The sequence below is a fragment of the Pseudomonas laurylsulfativorans genome (assembly GCF_002906155.1).
GTDB classification, from domain to species: Bacteria; Pseudomonadota; Gammaproteobacteria; order Pseudomonadales; family Pseudomonadaceae; genus Aquipseudomonas; species Aquipseudomonas laurylsulfativorans.
On the sequence record NZ_MUJK01000001.1, the window covers coordinates 1129811 to 1149719 of the forward strand.

The following is a 19909-nucleotide window of genomic DNA, read 5'->3' on the forward strand; positions in this document are numbered from 1 at the left end:
AGATCAGGGCTTGACGCTGACGCCCCAAAGGCGCGGCTTCTGCCCGATCCAGGCGTCATAGCCCTCGACTTTCTCGTTCAGTGCGACGATGTCGAGGCCGTTGTACATGACGATCATCGGCACCTGGTCAATGAAGCGTTCATGCAACTGGTCGAAGATCGACTGACGCTTGGCGACGTCCCCTTCCTTCAAGGCCTGCCCCAACATCTCGATCGCCACCGGGTCTTCCCAGACCTTGCGCGACTCCTTGTCCTTGTTGCCGGTCGCCTGCTCGAAACTCAGGGCCGGGTCGAAGCGCGCCGAATACGTAAAGGACATCGACTGATAACGCCCGCTCTGGTAACGCTCGAGCTGGGTGCCCCACTCCATCACTTCGACCTGGGCGTTTATCCCCACGGCCTGGAGCATGGCCTGGGTAATGATTGCGAGGTCATAGCTGGGCACCATCGAACGCCGGTTGGCGATGATCGTCAGCGGTTGGCCGCGGTAACCCGCTTCCTGCAACAGCGTTGCAGCCTTCTGCGGGTCGTAGGTGAAACCCTTCTGTTCGCTGGGGCCGTAGTAGTTGGAGGCGACGCTGATGATGGAGTTGTTGGGCACCCCGAAACCATTGCTGGTGGTCGCAACCAGCTGCTTGACATCGATGGCGGCCGCGATGGCCTGGCGCATGCGCTTGTCCTTGAGCAATGGATCGCGGGTCTGGAACATCAGTACATTCATGGTCGCGCTGGGGGCGGTCGACACCTTGAGTTTGTCGTGCGCCTTGATTTCCGGCAGATCGGTTTCCGTCACCTCGGCCATGTCCAGGTCCCCGGAAAACAGCGCAGCCTTGACCGTCGCCTGATCGGGAATGATCACGAACCGCACTTCATCGGCCAGTGCGTTCTTGCCGCCGGTGTAGCCGTCGCGCGGCCCGGACAACGGTTGGTAGCCAGCGAATTTGGTCAGCGTGACGTACTGCCCGCGCTTCCACTCGCCCAACTGATAGGGACCGGTGCCGACCGGCGAGACGAACTCACCCTGGGCATTGACCGAGGCCTTGTTCAGCACGGCAGTGCCGCCGCAATCGGTACGCGCCAGCGTGGCCAGGAACATGCCGCTGGGCTTTTCCAGTTCCATCACTACCGTATGCGGATCCGGTGCACTGACTTTGGTCACTTTGGTCAGGCCGCTGCCGTCGAATTCCGGCAAGCAACGCCACTGGGTCTTGGGGTCCATGTCGCGGTTCCAGCTCCACAGCACGTCGGCGGCCGTCAGGGGCTCGCCGTTATGGAACTTCACGCCCTCGCGCAAGGTGAAGGTGTAGGTCAGGCCATCGGCGGACACATCGACCTTCTGCGCCAGCAGTGGTTTGACTTCGCCCTTCTCTCCATACGCTACCAACCCTTCAACCATGTGCAGCACGACCGCGTCGGAGCGGTCGTCACGGTTGACGCCGGGGTCGAGGCTGCGAATATCGGAGTTCATCGCCAGACGCAGAGTTTGCGCCTGGGCGGCACCGCAGCCGAGCACGGTCATCATGCTCAGGGTCAGAGCGTTTACCAGAAAACGATTCATATACGAGTCCTTGAGTGAGCTGTAACGGGTTCTTGCCGCCACCGACGTGACGGCCTTGAAATCCTTCATACGGCTACGTTGCTGCGCAGCTGATAACTGCCATCGGCCTGCCGCACCAACGGATTGGCCGCCGCCAGCAGTCGGTGGGTAAAGGCGTGTTGCGGGTCATCGAACACTTGCGCGGTGGTGCCGACCTCCACCAGCCGGCCTTGTTGCATGACGGCCACGCGATGGGCAATGCGCTCCACCGCCGCCAGGTCGTGGGAAATGAACAGGCAGGCAAAGCCGTATTGCTTTTGCAGCCGCTCGAACAGTTCGAGAATTTGCTTCTGGATGGTCATGTCGAGGGCGGAAATCGGCTCGTCGGCGATGACCAGTTTGGGATGCCGAATCAGCGCCCGACCAATCGCCACCCGCTGACGCTGACCACCGGAGAGCTGGTGCGGGAAGCGCTCGGCAAAGATCGGCGCGAGCCCCACATCATGCAGGATGGTGCGTACCCGTTCGGCGCGCTCCTCGTGACTGAGTCCCGGCACATGACGCAACGGTTCGGCAAGAATTTCGGAGATCCTCGCGCGTGGATCAAGGGATGAAACCGGGTCCTGAAAGATCATCTGGCATTGCAGGCGGTGCTCACGGTTGGCGCTTTTGAGGATGTCGACGCCATCGAAGAAAATTTCGCCGGCAACAGGATTCACCAGACCGACCACCGACCGGCCGAGGGTGGTTTTACCCGAGCCGCTGCCGCCGACCAGCGCCAACGTTTCACCGGCAGAGATTTGCAGGCTGACCCCGTCCACCGCGCGCTTGGGCTTACCGCGCAGCAGGAAACCCTGGCGACCCGGATGTTCGATGGTGACATTGCGGATATCGACCAGAGGCGCGGCCACAGGCGCGCTGTCAAGGTTGCCTCGGGTCGGCAGCGCCTCAAGCAGCTGCCGCGTGTACTCGGCCTTTGGACCCAGCAGAATCTGCTCGGTCGGACCGCTTTCGATGGCCTTGCCGCTGCGCATCACCACGACTTTGTGGGCATGGCGCACCACCAGAGACAAGTCATGGCTGATGAACAGGATCGCCGTGCCTTCCTCCCGCGTCAGATCGAGCATCAGCTCGATCACGTCCGCCTGGGCAAGCGTGTCGAGGGCCGTGGTTGGCTCGTCGGCAATCAACAACGCCGGGCGCAACAACATGACCGACGCCAGCATGATGCGTTGCCGCATACCGCCGGAGAACTCGTGGGGAAACGCTTTCAGGCAACGCTCAGGATCATCGATACCGATGCGCCGCAGCATCTCCAGCGACCGGGCGAGGATGGTTTTTTCATCCTGGTCGGTGTGCAGGCGCAACCCCTCGGCCATTTGCTGGCCAATGGTCAGGGTCGGGTTAAGCGAGACCATCGGCTCCTGGAACACCATCCCGATCTTCGCACCACGCACATCCCGCATTTGATCGGAAGACAAGGTGCAAAGATCGTTGCCGGCAAACTCGATACGACCGGAGGCAACGCGCATGGGCGGCGGCAACAAGCCGATGACCGCACGCGCAGCCATGGTCTTGCCGCTGCCGGACTCCCCCACCAGCGCGACGATCTCGCCCGGTGCCATGTCGAAACTCAGGTGGTCGACCGCCAACGGTCCATCGCTGGCCACCTGGATGCAAAGATTACTGACGCGAAGCAAAGGCTTGACGGTATCCATTAGCGACTCATCCGGGGGTCAAGGCGATCACGCAAGGCGTCACCGAAAAGATTGATGCCGATCAGGGCGATTGAAATCATCAGACCGGGGAAGAAACCCAGCCACGGTGCAGTGACCAGATGCGGACGGCTGGAGGCCAGCATGTTTCCCCAGGTGGCGGCCGGAGGCGGAACGCCCAGGCCGAGAAAGCTCAAGGCACTCTCCGACAGGATCGCCCAGCCAAACATGCTCGTTGCCAGCACGATCAGGGGGGCGACGCAGTTCGGTGCAATGTGCCGCCACATGGTGTAGAGCTCACCGTTGCCAATGACCCGGGAGGCTTCGATGAACTCCCGCTCGCGCAGCGACAACACGGTACTGCGCACCACCCGCACGACTGTCGGGATGTAGGCCAGGCCCAGCGCGAGCACGATGCCGTACTGACTGGCCCCGACAATCGCCAGCAAGCCCAGCGCCAGCAGCATGCCCGGGAACGCCAGCAGCGCGTCGTTGACCATCATCAACAGGCGATCGGTCCAGCCCCGCAGGTAACCGGCGAGCAGACCAAACAGCGTGCCGATGCTGATGGCCAGCAACACGGTCAACAGACTGATCCACAAACTGGTGCGCGCGCCGATGATGATCCGGCTGAACACATCGCGCCCGAACTCGTCGGTGCCCAGGATGTGCGACCAGGATGGCGCCAGGAAGCGGTTGGCCAGGTCCAGGCGCAGCGGGTCGTAGGGCGTCCAAACAATGCCCGCCACCGCGAGTATCACCAGCAGCAACACCAGGCCGCCGCCGATCAGCGCGTTGAACGAGAGTGGACGCTTTTGAGCGCGGGCCAAAGGCTCAGTCACGGGAGGCGCAGCCATTTCGCTTAAGGTCTTCATGCTTTCACCCGGGGATCGAATAGCGGATACATCAAGTCGACAAGCAGGTTGACCAGCACGTAGACAAACGTGATGAGCAACAGGCAGCCCTGCAGGACGGGGTAGTCACGGGCGTAGATCGAATCGACCATCAGGCGACCGATACCCGGGATGGTGAACACCGTTTCGATGACCGCGATCCCGCCCAGCAGGTTGCCGAGGATCAGGCCGATCAGTGTCCAGGTCGGTGCAAATGCATTGCGCAAGGTATGGCGCCACAGCACGGCACGTTCCGACAAACCCTTGGCCCGTGCGTGGGCGATGTAGTCCAGGCGCAGCACTTCAATCGAGCTGGCGCGCTGCATGCGGATAATCACGCCGCTTTCATGCAACACCAGCGTGGTCACCGGCAAGATGATGTAGGCCAGTGCCTTGCCAAAATCCGCGGAAAAAGGCACGTACCCCACCACTGGCAACCACCCCAGCTCCAGGCCGAACACATACAGCAGCAACAGGCCCATCCAGAAGCCGGGGATCGACAGCAACAGCGTCGCGGTGGTGACCAGTCCCAGATCAACCAGCGTGTCCTGTTTCCACGCCGCGAGCATGCCCAAAGGCACGGCAATCAGGGCCGCCAGCGCCACCGCTGTCAGCACGATGGTCACACTGACACTGAATCGTTCGAGCACCAGCGGCAGAACCGCTTCATGGCTGGTGATCGAAACGCCCAGATCCCCCTGGAACAATGCCTTGAGCCAGATCAGGTACTGCGCGATCAACGGCTGGTCCAGCCCCAGGGATTGACGCAATTTGATCAGGCTGGCCGGATCGGCCATATCACCCAGCATCAGGAGCGCCGGGTCACCGGGTATCAGCCGGATCATTGCGAAGACCGCAATTGAGATCAGCAATAGCGTCGGGACCGCCATGGCCAGACGCTGAACGATCAAACGAAACATGTGGGTTCCTCGATGTTGATACGCAGCCCGGGATCGGGCAGATCACAAACGGGCAACAGTTCGGTGCTTACCAGGTGGCGTAGCGTGCGTAGTCGGACTCCATCTCAAGGCGGTACTGCCCAAACGTGCGGTTGATCGCCGGCAACGAGGCAATTTCCATGAAGCCGCTGGCCGGTCGCATCAGGATCATTGCCACCGTTGCAGACAGGTTGTCCTCACCGCTCGAACTTGGGCGCGGTGGCCGACAGACGGCAAACGGCTTGCCGAAATCGTCGAAAAACGCGTTTTTGAGATGTTCCAGCGTCAGGTTGCCATGAAACGGCCTGAGGCATTGTTCGACGCGGACATCGCGATAGAAACTTTCCGGTGCGCCACCGATGCCGGTGTTCTTCAGCTTGACCTGCGCCACCGGGCTGCGCCAATGATTGGCGTGCACTATGAGGTCGTCGACTTCGTACAACGGGAAGACTTCATCCGGCGCGCACTCATAATTGATGCCAAACCCGGCCGCGTGGCTGAGCATCATGTTGTTCGAGCCCGACTTCGGCGTCACCGCCACCGCTTTCATCGACAAAGCAAAGTGGTTGGCCTCCAGCGCCTTGCGTCGAATCAACGGCAACGGCACACCCAGCGCCTGGTAATCGCGATCCGACTCCAGGTTGTTGCCGGTAATTGCGGTGCCGATGGAGTTCATGCCCGCACGCGCCAGACCGCCCGCTTCGGTAAACGTCAAAAGGTCCGGGCCATCGTCACGACGAATGTGCAGGACCACGCCCGTCTCCGCGCATTCCATGCGCCAGTCCCAGTTCTGGCCGTGCAGCACTTCGTTGTTCGCCGTGGCCTCCGGCAGAATGATTGCGCCGGTGCAGCCGTCCAGTTCCGGTTTGTCCTGCATCGAACGCCGCCCCAGATGAATGATCTCGGTACGCGCGTTGATCAGCACAATGGCTTCAAAATCATGACCCGAGCCTTCGGCGATGCCCCGCATCTCCTCCAGATACTGCGGCTCGAATGCCTCTATGTTGGGGATGAACTGATTGACCAGGCGCTTGATACCGGACCAGTCGTAACCCATGTCCAACAACTGCTGACCGTAGATCTCAATGCTGCGGGCAATGATCTGCGGGCAGGCTTTGCCGTATTGCATACCCCGGGCAAACGGCCCGCCGCTCAGTTCGATACAAGGAAATTGACCGCTCATGCCATGCCCTCTGATTGTTTGAGCAGGACACGGAGCAAGGAACAGGCCAATTTCATAAAAACCCAATCAATATTGGCGCCAATTTGATTTCCAATAAAATCCCGGCTGCGAAATGCACTGTTTTTGCTCAGAAAATCGGGTAGTAAATTCACAAGTGTGTAAAAAAGTGGCACGACTCGGTGTGGGGTTACCCGCCTCGCTCGAGTTCAACACCCTCTAATCAATTACTCACAAATTGTGTTCAATGCCTTCACCCAATGGCGCTTGATGCAGGATTTGCGACGAATATGCTGTGGGCAGGTTTCCGTGATCTCGCATGACAAGAAGAGCCCACTCCATGCACAGCCCCAGAACGCTCTACCAAAAACACATCGACAGTCACACCGTGTGCACCCTCGACGATCAGGGCCATGTGCTGTTGTACATCGACCGCCAGGTCGCCAACGAGTACACCAGCCCGCAAGCCTTCAGCGGCATGCGCGAAGCGGGTCGCAAAGCGTGGCGTCCGGGGGCGACGCTGGCCGTCGTCGACCACGTCAATCCCACGGCACCGGCACGCACTGCCGCCATGCCGGATGCCGGGGGCGCTCGTCAGGTGTCTTACTTCGAGGAAAACTGCCGCGACTTCGGCATTGAGCTGTTCGACGTGCTGGACAAGCGCCAGGGCATCGAGCACGTCGTAGCCCCCGAGCAAGGCTTTATCCTGCCCGGCATGGTCGTTGCCGCCGGCGACAGCCACACCACTACCTACGGCGCCCTGGGTGCCTTCGGTTTCGGCATCGGCACCTCGGAAATCGAACACCTGCTGGCCTCGCAGACCTTGGTCTACAAGTGCCTGAAGACGATGCGTGTAACGGTCAACGGCGTGCTCGGGCCCGGCGTGACGTCCAAGGACATCATCATGGCCCTGATCGAAAAAATCGGCGCTTCCGGCGCCACCGGTTACGCCATCGAGTTCGCCGGCCCGGCAATCGACGACCTCAGCGTCGAAGCGCGCATGACCATCTGCAACATGGCCGTCGAAGCCGGCGCCCGAGGCGCGTTCATGGCGCCCGATGACAAGGTCTTTGCCTATCTGCAACTCAAGCCCCGGGCCCCTCAAGGCCAACTGTGGGAACAGGCCGTCGTGAAATGGCGAGGCCTGCACAGCGACGCCGATGCGCTGTTCGATCGAGAAGTCAGCCTGGATGTCGGGACCCTGGAACCCATGGTCACCTGGGGCACCAGCCCCGATCAGGCCGCACCGGTGGGCGGACATGTGCCGGACCCGGCCGCGCAGCCGGACCTGATCCTGCGCCAGGGCATGCAACGCGCCCTGAACTACATGGGCCTGGAACCGGGCATGCCGCTGAGCGACGTAGTGATCAGCCATGCCTTCATCGGCTCCTGCACCAATGCGCGCATCGAAGACCTGCGCGATGTCGCCCGCGTCGTGCGCGGCAAACGGGTGGCGGCGCACGTGCGGGCGATGATCGTGCCCGGCTCGACGCTGGTGCGAAACCAGGCTGAAGACGAAGGCCTGGCGCAGATCTTCCTCGATGCCGGTTTCGAATGGCGCCAGTCCGGTTGCTCGATGTGCCTGGCGATGAATGACGATGTGCTCGCCCCCGGCGATCGCTGCGCTTCAAGCACCAACCGCAACTTCGAAGGCCGCCAGGGCGCCGGCGCGCGCACCCACTTGATGAGCCCGGCCATGGTCGCCGCCGCAGCGATTACCGGGCATTTGACCGACGTGCGCACCTTCGCGCTGGAGGCTTGAACCATGCAACCTTTCACTATCGTCAGCGGCAGTGCCGCCCCGCTTCTGGCCGCCAACATCGACACCGACGTGATCATGCCCAAGCAGTTCCTCAAAGGGATTGATCGCAAGGGCCTGGACAAGGGTGTGTTCTTTGACCTGAGGTTCCTGGAGTCTGGTGAGCCCAACCCCGGATTCATCCTCAACCAACCGGCCTGGAACGAGGCTGCGTTTCTGGTGGTGGGGCCCAATTTCGGCTGTGGTTCGAGCCGCGAGCACGCGGTCTGGGGGCTCAAGCAAGTCGGCATCCGCGCACTGATCGGCACCAGTTTCGCCGGTATCTTCTACGATAACTGCCAGCGCAATGGGGTGTTGGCGATTCAGCTATCCGACGATCAACTCAAGCAGATTGCCGCGTTGACGAGTGACCCGGCAACGGCTCGAATCAGCGTCAATCTGCCGGAGCAAACCATCGAACTGGCGGACGGCAATGTGATTGCGTTCGAGATCGATCAGTTGCGCAAGCAATCGCTGCTGCTGGGGCTGGATGCCATTGGCACGACGTTGCAACGGGCCGAGCAGATTCGCCAGTTCGAGGCCCTGCACCTGGCGGAAAACCCTTGGTTGGGCTGACGGAAACCCGTGGCGAGGGAGCTTGCTCCCGCTGGGCTGCGGAGCGGCCCCAAAAGAAGGCCTGCTACGCAGTCCAGCGGGAGCAAGCTCCCTCGCCACAGAAGTGATTATGGCCGTCTCACTCAACCGACAGATGACGGAAGTATTCTTCCAGAAACTCGACGCAAACCCGCAGCTTGGCCGATTGGCTCAGCCGCGTCGGGTACACGGCCCACACGTTGGCGCTCTGGGTGTAATCATGCAGCACTTGCACCAGCCGCCCCTGCTCCAGCATCGGCTTCACGTCCCACATCGAGCGCAACAGAATCCCGCCGCCACTCAAGGCCCACTGCAACACGATCTCCCCGTTGTTGGACGATAGCGGTCCGCTGACACGCACCGATTCTTCCTGCCCGTCCTTCGTCAGGCTCCACACGCCAAACGCGTTGTTGCGCTCCTTGAGCACCAGGCAATCGTGGTCTTTCAAATCCGCCAGCGATTGCGGCACACCCCGCCGCTCCAGGTACTCGGGCGTGGCACACAGCACCCGCCGATTGCTCACCAGTTTGCGCCCCAGGTGCTGGCCTGGCAGGTCATCTCCCACGCGAATTTCCAGGTCGAAGCCCTCGCCGACGATGTCGACCACACGGTCGAACACGTCCAGGCGAAGCTCCAGCTTGGGGTAGGTTTGCGACAGCTCGCAGATCGCCGGTGCCACATGATTGCGGCCAAAACCGAAGCTGCTGCAGATGTGCAGCGAGCCCATCGGCTGTTGCCGCGCCTGGGATATTTCGCCGACAAAGTCGTCGAAGTCACCGAGCAACTTCTCCGCCCATACGCGTACCCGCTCGCCGTCGTCAGTCAGCGCGATGCGTCTTGTCGTGCGGTGCAACAGGCGCGTCGAAAGCGTGGTTTCCAGCACGGAAATACGCTTGCTGATGTAAGCCGGTGAATACCCCAGCTCCTCGGCGGCGCTGGCGAAGCCGTTTTTGCGCACGACGGTGAGGAAAACCTTGAGGTCTTCCGGCAAAGGAAATTGATCACGATTCGTGTTCATACGCCTCATACTTTCGCTGTTTATTGCGTTATTTGCGAAGGATACCATCGATCTACCGAGTGGCAATCCATCCCCGGTCATCCGTGGTTTATGAATCCTCGATAAAAACAACATGAGGAAAGCGCGACATGAACAAGCCCTATGAGCAAACCCTGAACGCCCCCGACGGCGGTTTCGTGCAACGCACGCGCAGCCTGTGCGCCTACGAAATCGGTGTCATCCCGCTGCCGATATTCCTTGGCATCGCCCTGATTGTCTTTCTCTCCGCGCACTTGGGTTTCTTGCCCAAGAACATGATCGGCGGCCTCGCCGTGATCATGACGATGGGCGTGTTCTTCGGCCAACTGGGCTCGCGCCTGCCGATCCTCAAGGAAATCGGTGGCGGCGCCATCCTGTGCCTGATGCTGCCATCGATCCTGGTGTTCTACGGTTTCTTCGGGCCGGCGACGATCGACGCGACCAAAATGCTCATGAAGGAAGCCAACTTTTTGTACTTCGTGATCGCCAGCCTGGTGGTCGGCAGCATTCTGGGCATGAGCCGCTTCATCCTGGTTCAGGGCATGCTGCGGATGTTCATTCCCCTGCTCGTCGGCACCCTGGCGGCCGTCGCCAGCGGGTTGATCGTTGGCAAACTGGTCGGCTACAGCTTCCACCACACGTTCTTTTTCATCATCGTGCCGATCATTGGCGGCGGGATCGGCGAAGGGATTCTGCCCCTGTCGCTGGCGTACTCGGCGATCCTCGGCGGCACCCCGGACATCTATGTCGCGCAACTGGCGCCGGCCGCGGTGGTCGGCAACATCGTGGCGATCATCTGTGCCGGCTTTCTCGCTCGCCTCGCGCTGAAACGCCCGAACATCAATGGCGAAGGTTCGCTGATCCGCGCCAAGGACGAGAACGATAAATTCAAGGTCAAGGAAGACACCGGGTCCCTTGTCGACTTCCGCGTCATGGGTGCCGGGGTGCTGGTGATCTGCGCGTTCTTCATCCTCGGTGGCCTGCTGGAAAAAGTCGTGGGCATTCCCGGCCCGGTGATGATGATTCTCGCGGCGGTGCTGTTCAAGTACGTTCGTGTGCTGCCGGAAAGACTGGAGAAAGGCGCAAACACTTTCTACAAGCTGGTGTCCGCCGCCTTCATCTGGCCGGTGATGATTGGCCTGGGCATGCTCTACGTACCGCTGGACAGCGTGGTGAAAGTGTTCTCGGTCGGCTATGTGTTGGTCTGCGTCTCGGTGGTGGTGTCGATGACCGTGGCCGGTTTTTTCATCGGCAACCTGATGAAGATGTACCCCATCGAATCGGCCATCGTGACCTGCTGCCACAGCGGCCTGGGCGGCACCGGGGATGTGGCGATCCTGTCGGCTTCGAATCGCATGTCGCTGATGCCGTTCGCACAGATCTCCACGCGCATTGGCGGGGCTTCGACGGTGATTCTGGCGACGATCCTGTTGCGCCTGTTTGTTTGAAACCGAGTCGGTGACCGGAGGGTGTTCTCTTCTGCAAGAGAGCACCCTTTTCATCACTTGAAAAAATCACTCGGCGTCTTGCCGAACTGTTTCTTGAACATGGTGGTGAACGCGCTCGGGCTGTCGTATCCCAGCTCCCCGGCGATGTCGATGATCTTCCCGCCGACGGCGATTCGTTCCAGCGCCAGCAGCAGTCGCGCTTGCTGGCGCCATTGGCCGAAGGTCATGCCGGTTTCCTTGCGGAAACGGCGCTGGATGGTTTTGGCGTCGAGGCTCAACCGTGCGCTCCAGTCCGACAACGTCGAGCCATCCCCGGGGTCACGCTGCAACACTGTACAGATCCGGTTGATCCGTTGATCGGTCGGCTGCGGCAGGTTCAAGGGCAATGTGGGCAGTATCGTCAGTTCATCCAGAATCAGCCGCAGGACCCGGGCCTCCCGTGAGTCCGGATGGCAATTGAAATCGAAATCCACCGAGACCTTGATCAGCTCACTCAGCAATGCGGAAACACTCACCGCGCGGGTTTCGGCCGGCAGGTCCGGGCTCGCGTCAGGGTGCACAAACACGCTGCGCATCTTGATCGGCCCCACACAGCGAATCGAGTGCACCTCGCCACTGGGCATCCAGATGCCACGGCTCGGTGGCACCGTCCACTGGCTGCTGGCGGCGTGCACCACCATCACGCCTTCGATGGCGTAGATCAATTGATGTTTCTCGTGGGAGTGCGGCTGGATAAACCAGTTTTCCGGGTAATCGGTCGCGCTGCTGCGAACGTCCCAGTCGCCTTGGTCGATGTCCGCGAGAAATTTATCCAGTGGTTTGATCATGACGCCCTTTTTGCGATGGTCGATGCCCGATCTACGCGAGACGGGCGATTTCAAGGCCCATAGGATAACGCCGAACCCTGAAATTGACTGCTTCGCAGTTCGCGTTTATCCGGAAGAACGCCCATGTCGACCACCACCCTCAGCTCACCCTCACCCACCGCCTCGGTTGCAAGCCAGGCCAGCCCGCTGGTCATGCGGGTCATCGGCGCTTGCGCCCTGGCGCACCTGATCAACGACTTGATCCAGGCCGTGCTGCCGTCGATCTACCCAATGCTCAAGACCACCTATGGGCTGAGCTTCACCCAGGTCGGCCTGATCACCCTGACCTTCCAGCTCACCGCCTCGCTGCTGCAACCCTGGATTGGTTTCTACACCGACCGTCATCCCAAGCCATGGCTGCTGCCGGCCGGCATGGTCTGCACCCTGATCGGCATCCTGATGCTGTCGATGGTTGGCAGCTTCCCGGCCATTCTCGTGGCCTCGGCGCTGGTGGGCGTCGGTTCGTCGACCTTTCACCCGGAGACCTCGCGGGTGGCGCGCCTGGCCTCGGGCGGTCGCTACGGCCTGGCGCAGTCGACCTTCCAGGTCGGTGGCAACGCCGGTAGCGCCTTCGGCCCGTTGCTGGCCGCCGCGATCATCATTCCCTATGGTCAGGGCAACGTCGCCTGGTTCGGCCTGTTCGCGGTATTCGCCATCCTCGTGCAGTACGGCCTGAGCCGCTGGTACCGCAATCACCTGAACCTGTTCAAGCTCAAGCAAGGCAGCAAGGCCACCCACGGCCTGTCGAAACAGCGAGTGACCTTCGCTCTGGTGGTGCTGGCGTTGCTGGTATTTTCCAAATACTTCTACATGGCCAGCTTCACCAGTTACTTCACCTTCTACCTGATCGAGAAATTCGACCTGTCGGTGGCCAGCTCGCAGCTGTACCTGTTCCTGTTCCTCGGAGCCGTCGCGGCGGGTACGTTCTTTGGTGGCCCGATCGGCGACCGGATCGGCCGCAAGCAAGTGATCTGGTTTTCCATACTCGGCGCCGCCCCCTTCACCCTCGCCCTGCCCTACGTCGACCTGTTCTGGACGGGCGTGCTGAGCATGATCATCGGCTTCATCCTCGCCTCGGCGTTCTCGGCCATCGTGGTCTTCGCCCAGGAGCTGGTGCCCGGCAACGTCGGCATGATCGCCGGGGTGTTCTTCGGCCTGATGTTTGGGTTCGGCGGCATTGGCGCGGCGCTGCTGGGCCATCTGGCGGATATTCATGGCATTGAGTACGTCTACACGCTGTGTTCGTTCCTGCCGCTGCTGGGAATTCTGACCATACTGTTGCCTTCGACCCGGCGTGCTCGCTGAAGGATTCAGCCGATCATTTTTGCTACCCGCCCTGTAGCACTCGGTAACACCCCGCCCTGTTGCGGTGCGTCTTTTCCACGACGCACCGCCACCGGCCTCGCTCCACACGGGCATAACCGCCATGGCGTACTTTGTGCATCCACAGGCCATCCTCTTCTACTTGTAGCCGCCATGCGCCCCAAGGAACTGAAACTCTGGACCACCGGAGTCGCCCACCTGCTCGACCTGCCTGCCGGGCATGCGCGGCTGTCGGGGTTGAGCCACTGGCTTCGGCAAATCTGCCCGGTCGATCATTTCGTGTTGTTTGTCTACGAAGGCAATCACCGGCCACTGGCGATGTTCGATACCTTCTCGGCGGACAAGCGTGCGGTGTACGTCGACGACTATCAGTGCGGGCCGTACCTGCTTGATCCGTTCTACCTCGCATGTACCCGTGGACAGGCACCAGGATTGTGGCGACTGCGCCAGTTCGCCCCCGACCATTTCTACCTTGGCGAATACTTCCTGACCTATTACCAGCAAACCGGCCTGGCCGAGGAAGTGGCGTTCTTCGTCGACCTCGGCAACGGCGCCACGGCGGTGTTGTCGCTGATGCGCTCCAGCGCCAGTTGCGCATTCAGCCGGGACGAAATGCAGTTGGTCGAATGCGCGCAAGCGGTGGTCGAGCAAGTCATCAATGAAGCCTGGCGCTTGCGTCAGGCCCAGCAACCGAGACCGGCGCAAGACCTGGACTTCAAGATCCGCGAAGCCTTCGACCACTTCGGCGCGCACATCCTCACCGGGCGTGAGCAGGAAATCGTGCAACTGTTGTTGCGCGGCCACTCCAGTGCTTCGGTGGCCGAACAACTGAACATCAGCCCCGGGACGGTGAAGATTCACCGCAAGAACATTTATGCGAAGTTGGGGATTGGTAGTCAGTCGGAGTTGCTGGGGTTGTTTATTCGGGAGTTGACGGAGGATCCGTTGCAGGCGCCCGGCCTCAGGCTGCAGGCCTGATACCCATTCGGTTATCCGCCCCACCTGTAGGAGCTGGCTTGCCAGCGATTGCGGTTACTCAGCCGAAAAACCAGTTGCCTGACACACCGCTTTCGCTGGCAAGCCAGCTCCTACAGTGGTCGGCGGTGTAAACAAAATTTGTATTCACCTCAAATCCCTGTAGGAGCGAGCCTGCTCGCGATGACGGCCAGACATTCAACATTGATGTGTCTGACATACCGCCATCGCGGGCAAGCCCGCTCCCAAAGGTCTATCGGTGTTCTGAAGAATGTGGTCAGGGCGGATCAAGTTGATCCAGCGCCCGATTCACCGCCAATTCCCCCAGCATGATCAGCTGCGCGATGCCCAGCAGCGCATTGCGGCTCGACCCTTCCAGATGATCCACCAGATCGGTCGCCATGACATTGGCCGAGGCCAGCGATTCGCAGGCGTGCACCAGCAAGGTTTCGGTATTGAGTTCGGGATTGACGATGAACATCGTGCCCGGCTTGCGGGGCGTCGCCATGATGTGGGGGCCGGGGTTGAGATCGAGGTTTTCGTACGGGGATGCCGGATCGGAGTCCGGCGGATTGGGTGTGACTTTGAACATAGTGAAACTCCTTGTACCGTCAAAAGGAGCCATCACTCTCACGCTACCAAACGTTGGGTGGTGGCCATACGCAGGTTGGTAGACCGGGTACAAGGAGACCGGCGCGCCCGAAGGCGCCCTGTGCATGGCCACCATAAAGCAGAGCAGAAAAACGCTGCTGATAGTGACGCATTGCACCTTGTTACACCGGGCTACCAAACCCGATCACTGAAGTTTTCCAGCGACCGGCAAACGATAAAACCCAACCCCAAGGCGCACAAGCCGGCGGATTCTGGCGTACCTGTAGGCAACGACGCAAGCTGGTGTAGCTTGCGGGAAGTAACGCTGACAGCGATTAAACATACGTGTCTCAGCCTTGAATTTGCGTGACTTGCCCACGTTGAAATTCCTAGGACCGAAGAGGAAATATCTGACGTATTTTTAAGGTTGGCGGCCGGAAGCGTGAGGTTTAACTTGGCCGCGCTGATCAGGGATAGCAATTTCTCGCCTGATGCGGGCGTTCTTTCAGGCATTTAGGGTGAAACGATTACATGCGCGAGACAAGGGGCGAGAAAGGCAATTACCCGACTGGCGACATTTGGCGCTATGATCGCGTCAAATGTCGCATAGAGGTAAACGGTATGCCCGCCGTCAAAAATGAAGTCGTAGGGACAGAGACAAAGCGTGTCACCCGCAAGCCTACTGAAGTGCTGCTACATGGCCGTAGTGGCGATACACGCATGTTAATCATCCGATACACGCAAGAAGGCTTTGACCTGAGTGACGTCAGGGACATGATTTCCATATCCGGCCTGTACATGGAGCACGACCTTGTTCAGCGCATTACCGGGAAATCCCTGAGAACGGTGCAGCGCCTGGCAAAGGAGACCCAGCCGGTTCGGCTGAACCAGCAGCAAAGCACTGTCGCTTTTCAGTACGCACAGGTACTCGAACACGCCATCAATGTGTTTGGCGACCAGCAGTTGGCTGAGGACTGGCTGAAGAAACCCTGCAAGTATCTGGAGGGTCATATTCCGCTGGAACTGATCGACAACTCGCTGGGTTTCCAGGTGGTGGAGGACTACCTGACCCGAATTGAGCACGGGGTTTATCAATGAACCCTTTGCCTTGGGATGGGAAGTGGCACGCCTGGCGTCTGGATCGTGCGGTTTTCAAGGACTCATGGGATAGCGGCATTGGTGCGCAACAATCCGGCGGCCGATGGAATCCTCCTGGCCGCCGGGTTATTTACGCTTCGGCCGACCCGGCTACGGCGATTTTAGAGGTCGCCACCCACGCGGGCTTCGATACGCTCGACAGAGTGCCTTATGTGCTGACGTGTTTCGAAGTTCTGGATTCGAATGTCATCAAGGTTGTTCAGCCCGAAGACGTGCCGAACCCCAACTGGCTCATTCCATCTGAACTCTCGCCCAATCAACAGCATTTTGCTGATGAGCTACTGGCGCAACATCCATTCGTGCTTATTCCGTCTGCAGTTACGCGCCACTCCTGGAACCTGCTGGTGAGCTGTGACTTGGCAGCGGATCAATTCAAGCTTGTTTCACAGGAGCGCTTTGGGCTGGATACCCGTTTGCTGAAATGAATGTGAATGTCGACTTTGCCTACCAGTACTAAAACGCAGCATTCGCGTGTGATCTCTACACCTCACTGCCTACCGAACGCTTGAACCGTTCCCCTCCTATCCCCCAAGGGATATATACACCGCAAAACCCCCATTGCTAGTTTGGCCCCCGACGCACTGATTCATCACTGCAAGGGAGCCCGCCTCGTGAACAACACCCCGCCAAGCGATATCGAATTCTGCAATGTGGTCAAACGCTATGGCGAGGTGCAGGCCGTCAGTGGTCTGGATTTTGCGGTGCGGCGTGGCTCGTTTCATTCCTTTCTCGGCGGTTCGGGCTGTGGCAAGACCACCACACTGCGCATGATCGCCGGCTTCGAGCAGCCCACCAGTGGCGAGGTTCGTCTGGCCGGTAAAAGCGTGGCCGGCGTACCGGCCTTCGAGCGGCCGGTGAACATGGTGTTCCAGCATTACGCGTTGTTCCCGCATCTGACCGTGGCGCAGAACATTGCCTACGGCCTGCGCTATCGCACCCCTCGCCCGGACAAAAAACAACAACTGCGCATGGCCGATGAAGCGCTGGAGATGGTGCGCCTGAGCGGTTTCGGCCAGCGCAAGCCGAGCGAGCTATCCGGCGGCCAGCAACAGCGCGTCGCCCTCGCCCGCGCTCTGGTCAACAAGCCGACGGTGTTGCTGCTCGACGAACCGCTGGCCGCGCTGGACCGCAAGCTGCGCAAGGAGATGCAATCGGAACTGCTGCGTTTGCAGCGCGAGGTCGGCATCACTTTCGTGCTGGTCACCCACGACCAGGAAGAAGCCCTGTCGATGAGCGACAGCATCAGCGTGATGCACAACGGTTCGATCATCCAGACCGCCACCCCGGAGCAACTCTATGAGGCACCGGCCAGTCGCTACGTGGCTGACTTTATCGGTGAGTCCAACCTGTTCGACGGCACCGTGCGCCAGCTCAACGGCAATTCGGTGGTGCTGCGCACCGAACAAGGGCTGGAACTGACCAGCCCGCTCACCCCCACCGGCAAGGGCCTGAGCGCCAACGCCGTCGGTTGCATCGCGGTGCGCCCGGAGCTGATCAGCATCGCCGGCGCAAATGCCGAAATGAGTCGCGAAGTGAAGCTGCCGGGCTGCGTCGAAGATCGTATCTACCTGGGCAATTCCACCGAATACCGCGTGCGCACCCAGGCCTTCGGCGTGGTCTGCGTGCGGGTGCCGCGCCAGCAGGATCACGGCGCCAATGCATTCGAACACGGCGCAGCGGTTCGCGTCGGCTGGGATCACGCCAATGGCCTGGCCATGGCGTTGTAAATCATCGATTCGTTTCATCAACCGGATGTGGAGCGTGCTATGGACCAGAAGACTTTTATAAAAACCCTGCGCAGCTGGCAGAACGGCTCGATCAGTCGTCGCGAGTTCCTTGGCCGCACCGGCCTCGGCATTGCGGCAGCAGTGGTCGCCACCAACATGCCCGGCCTGCTGACCTCCACCGCCGAGGCTGCCGAGCAGGCCAAGCTGGGGGATCGCCTGTCGCTGGCGACCTGGCCGAACTACCACAGCCAGGAAAATCTCGACGCCTTCGCCAAGACCACCGGCGCCCGGGTGTCGATGAGCGTGTTCGGTTCCAACGAAGAAATGCTCGCCAAATTGCAGGCCGGCGGCAGTGGCTGGGACGTGCTGGTGCCGACCAACTACACCATCAGCACCTACGTCGGCCTGGGGCTGATTGAGCCGCTGGACCTGTCGCGCATTCCCAACTTCGATGCCTCGGCGTTCCAGCAGAAGTTCATGGCCCAGGGCACGGTGGACGGCAAGGTCTACGCGGTGCCGAAAAACTGGGGCACCACCGGCATGCTCTACGACACTGGCAAACTGAAAAACGGCCCAACCAGCTGGAAGGAATTCTGGGTCGCCGCCCAAGGCCCGGCCAGCGGCCGCACGATGGTCCACGACTACCAGTTGACCGCCATCGGCAACGCCCTGAAAAGCTTCGGCTACAGCTTCAACTCCCTGGACCCGAAAGAACTGGCCGACGCGGAAAAACTGCTGATCGAAGTCAAGCCACACCTGTTCGCGATCAACTCCGACATCCAGCCGTCGATGCGCAGCGGCGATGCCTGGCTGGCAATGTCGTGGACTGGCGACGCTTCGCAACTGCACCGCGACAACGCGCAAATGCAGTTCGAGCTGGGCAAGGAAGGTGGCGAGTTGTGGAGCGACTTCTTCGCGATTCCGAAAAGCTCGGAGCACAAGGACGCCGCCTACGCCTTCATCAACTACCTGCTCGACCCGCAGCACAACAAACTCGAAGTGCTGAGCCACGGCTACCCGAGCGGCGACAAGCGTGTCGACGCGCTGCTGCCGGTGGCGATGCTCGACGATCCGATCATGTACCCGGCCGCCGAGGCCCTGAGCCCGCTGGAGTTCGGTGCCGCCGCGACGCTGACCAGCCCGGCGCGCGCCGAACTGATGGCGCGTTTCAAGTCCGCCTGATCGCCTGACCATGGCCAATGAGGAGTCACCCATGAATGCCGCCGCCCACCCGCAAACGGTGCAGCCGGGCCATGCCCTGTCGGTCGAGGTTCGCCAGCGGCGCAGCCTCGGCCGGCGCATCACCCTGCTGATGCTCTTGCCTTCGACCCTGTGGTTCCTGCTGCTGTTGTTGATGCCGCTGGTGATCATCATGGTTTTCAGTTTCGGCGAGCGCAGCGCCGTGGGCGGTTACGCCGGTGGCTTCACCCTGGCCAACTACCTGAACCTCGGCTCTCGCGGCGCGGCGTTCAGCAACACGCTGATGCTGGCGCCGCTGGGCACCCTGGTGTGCCTGGTGGCGGCCTATCCGCTGGCGTATTTCCTCGCGGTCAAGGTCACCAGAAACCGTTCGCTGTTGCTGACCCTGGTGATCGTGCCGTTCTGGACCAGCTTCCTGATCCGCACCTATGCGTGGATTTTCATCCTCAGCGGCAAGGGCATTCCGGCGCTGCTGGCCAGCCTGGGTCTTGAGGACGTGCGGCTGATCAACACGCCGTGGGCAGTACTGATCGGCATCGTCTACGGCTACCTGCCGCTGATGGTGTTCCCGATCTACGTCAGCCTGGAAAAGCTCGACAAGCGCCTGCTCGAAGCCTCGGCGGATCTGGGTGCCAGTGCCTTCGAAAGCTTTCGCCGGATCACCCTGCCACTGTCCGCGCCGGGGATCATCACCGGGGTGATGCTGGTGTTCATCCTGTTGATGGGCGAGTTCCTGATCCCGGCCATTCTCGGCGGCGGCAAGGTGTTCTTTGTCGGCAACGCGCTGGTCGACCTGTTCCTGCAATCGCGCAACTGGCCGTTCGGCAGTGCGCTGGCCATGACGCTGGTGGCGATGATGCTGCTGATCATCGGCGTGTACTTGAAACTGGTGGCGCGCTACGGCGGCCGCCCTGCCGACGGAGGTTTGTGA

General features: G+C 60.7%; 18 protein-coding genes. 10 read left to right on the forward strand and 8 right to left on the reverse strand.

The features are described 5' to 3' along the window. Positions 1 to 3: 3 nt before the first annotated feature. The 5 genes from B0D71_RS05015 to B0D71_RS05035 form a co-directional block, all read right to left on the reverse strand. Positions 4 to 1557, reverse strand: a complete 1554-nt coding sequence (locus B0D71_RS05015) for an ABC transporter substrate-binding protein (RefSeq protein WP_103393751.1) — start codon at positions 1555 to 1557, stop codon at positions 4 to 6. Positions 1558 to 1622: 65 nt separating this feature from the next. After that, positions 1623 to 3254: a dipeptide ABC transporter ATP-binding protein gene (locus tag B0D71_RS05020; RefSeq protein WP_103393752.1), complete on the reverse strand. Its 1632-nt coding sequence runs from the start codon at positions 3252 to 3254 to the stop codon at positions 1623 to 1625. Beyond that, positions 3254 to 4108: an ABC transporter permease gene (locus B0D71_RS05025; RefSeq protein ID WP_240635680.1), complete on the reverse strand. Its 855-nt coding sequence runs from the start codon at positions 4106 to 4108 to the stop codon at positions 3254 to 3256. The genes B0D71_RS05020 and B0D71_RS05025 overlap by 1 nt, the downstream gene beginning before the upstream one ends. A gap of 14 nt (positions 4109 to 4122) precedes the next feature. After that, positions 4123 to 5064, reverse strand: a complete 942-nt coding sequence (locus B0D71_RS05030; RefSeq protein WP_103393754.1) for an ABC transporter permease — start codon at positions 5062 to 5064, stop codon at positions 4123 to 4125. Positions 5065 to 5131: 67 nt separating this feature from the next. Then, positions 5132 to 6265, reverse strand: coding sequence for a C45 family autoproteolytic acyltransferase/hydrolase (locus tag B0D71_RS05035; protein WP_103393755.1), 1134 nt, complete (start codon positions 6263 to 6265; stop codon positions 5132 to 5134). A gap of 337 nt (positions 6266 to 6602) precedes the next feature. On the opposite strand from B0D71_RS05035, the gene leuC reads away from it, so the two are divergent. Next, complete coding sequence (gene leuC / locus B0D71_RS05040; RefSeq protein WP_103393756.1) at positions 6603 to 8024, forward strand: 3-isopropylmalate dehydratase large subunit; 1422 nt, start codon at positions 6603 to 6605, stop codon at positions 8022 to 8024. 3 nt (positions 8025 to 8027) lie between these two features. Further along, positions 8028 to 8636 carry a 3-isopropylmalate dehydratase small subunit gene (gene leuD / locus B0D71_RS05045; RefSeq protein ID WP_103393757.1) on the forward strand — a complete coding sequence of 203 codons (609 nt, stop codon included), beginning with the start codon at positions 8028 to 8030 and terminating at the stop codon, positions 8634 to 8636. 118 nt (positions 8637 to 8754) lie between these two features. Here the strand turns inward: leuD and B0D71_RS05050 are convergent, their stop codons facing one another. After that, positions 8755 to 9672, reverse strand: coding sequence for a LysR substrate-binding domain-containing protein (locus B0D71_RS05050; protein ID WP_103393758.1), 918 nt, complete (start codon positions 9670 to 9672; stop codon positions 8755 to 8757). A 128-nt stretch (positions 9673 to 9800) separates the two neighbouring features. Here B0D71_RS05050 and B0D71_RS05055 point away from each other — a divergent pair, with 128 nt between their 5' ends. Next, a complete protein-coding gene (locus tag B0D71_RS05055) occupies positions 9801 to 11138 on the forward strand; it encodes a 2-hydroxycarboxylate transporter family protein (protein ID WP_103393759.1) in 1338 nt (445 codons plus the stop codon). A 53-nt stretch (positions 11139 to 11191) separates the two neighbouring features. On the opposite strand, the gene B0D71_RS05060 is transcribed toward B0D71_RS05055, so the two are convergent. Further along, complete coding sequence (locus B0D71_RS05060) at positions 11192 to 11965, reverse strand: AraC family transcriptional regulator (protein WP_103393760.1); 774 nt, start codon at positions 11963 to 11965, stop codon at positions 11192 to 11194. 123 nt (positions 11966 to 12088) lie between these two features. Here B0D71_RS05060 and B0D71_RS05065 point away from each other — a divergent pair, with 123 nt between their 5' ends. Further along, positions 12089 to 13309 carry an MFS transporter gene (locus tag B0D71_RS05065; protein ID WP_103393761.1) on the forward strand — a complete coding sequence of 407 codons (1221 nt, stop codon included), beginning with the start codon at positions 12089 to 12091 and terminating at the stop codon, positions 13307 to 13309. Between the two features lie 171 nt (positions 13310 to 13480). After that, positions 13481 to 14305, forward strand: a complete 825-nt coding sequence (locus B0D71_RS05070; RefSeq protein ID WP_103393762.1) for a response regulator transcription factor — start codon at positions 13481 to 13483, stop codon at positions 14303 to 14305. 274 nt (positions 14306 to 14579) lie between these two features. Here the strand turns inward: B0D71_RS05070 and B0D71_RS05075 are convergent, their stop codons facing one another. Further along, the gene (locus B0D71_RS05075) at positions 14580 to 14894 is read right to left on the reverse strand and encodes a DUF6124 family protein (protein WP_103393763.1); all 315 of its coding nucleotides are present in this window, start codon (positions 14892 to 14894) and stop codon (positions 14580 to 14582) included. Between the two features lie 620 nt (positions 14895 to 15514). Between B0D71_RS05075 and parS the strand changes: the two genes are divergently transcribed. The 5 genes from parS (at position 15515) to B0D71_RS05100 (ending at position 19909) form a co-directional block, all read left to right on the forward strand. Next, positions 15515 to 15991 (forward strand): type II RES/Xre toxin-antitoxin system antitoxin, encoded by a 477-nt coding sequence (parS, locus tag B0D71_RS05080; protein ID WP_103393764.1) that lies wholly within the window; start codon positions 15515 to 15517, stop codon positions 15989 to 15991. Beyond that, a complete protein-coding gene (locus B0D71_RS05085) occupies positions 15988 to 16476 on the forward strand; it encodes an RES family NAD+ phosphorylase (RefSeq protein WP_103393765.1) in 489 nt (162 codons plus the stop codon). The genes parS and B0D71_RS05085 overlap by 4 nt, the downstream gene beginning before the upstream one ends. Positions 16477 to 16662: 186 nt before the next feature. Next, positions 16663 to 17778, forward strand: coding sequence for an ABC transporter ATP-binding protein (locus B0D71_RS05090; RefSeq protein ID WP_103393766.1), 1116 nt, complete (start codon positions 16663 to 16665; stop codon positions 17776 to 17778). A 39-nt stretch (positions 17779 to 17817) separates the two neighbouring features. After that, positions 17818 to 18960, forward strand: a complete 1143-nt coding sequence (locus tag B0D71_RS05095; RefSeq protein WP_103393767.1) for an ABC transporter substrate-binding protein — start codon at positions 17818 to 17820, stop codon at positions 18958 to 18960. Positions 18961 to 18991: 31 nt separating this feature from the next. Next, positions 18992 to 19909, forward strand: coding sequence for an ABC transporter permease (locus B0D71_RS05100; protein ID WP_103393768.1), 918 nt, complete (start codon positions 18992 to 18994; stop codon positions 19907 to 19909).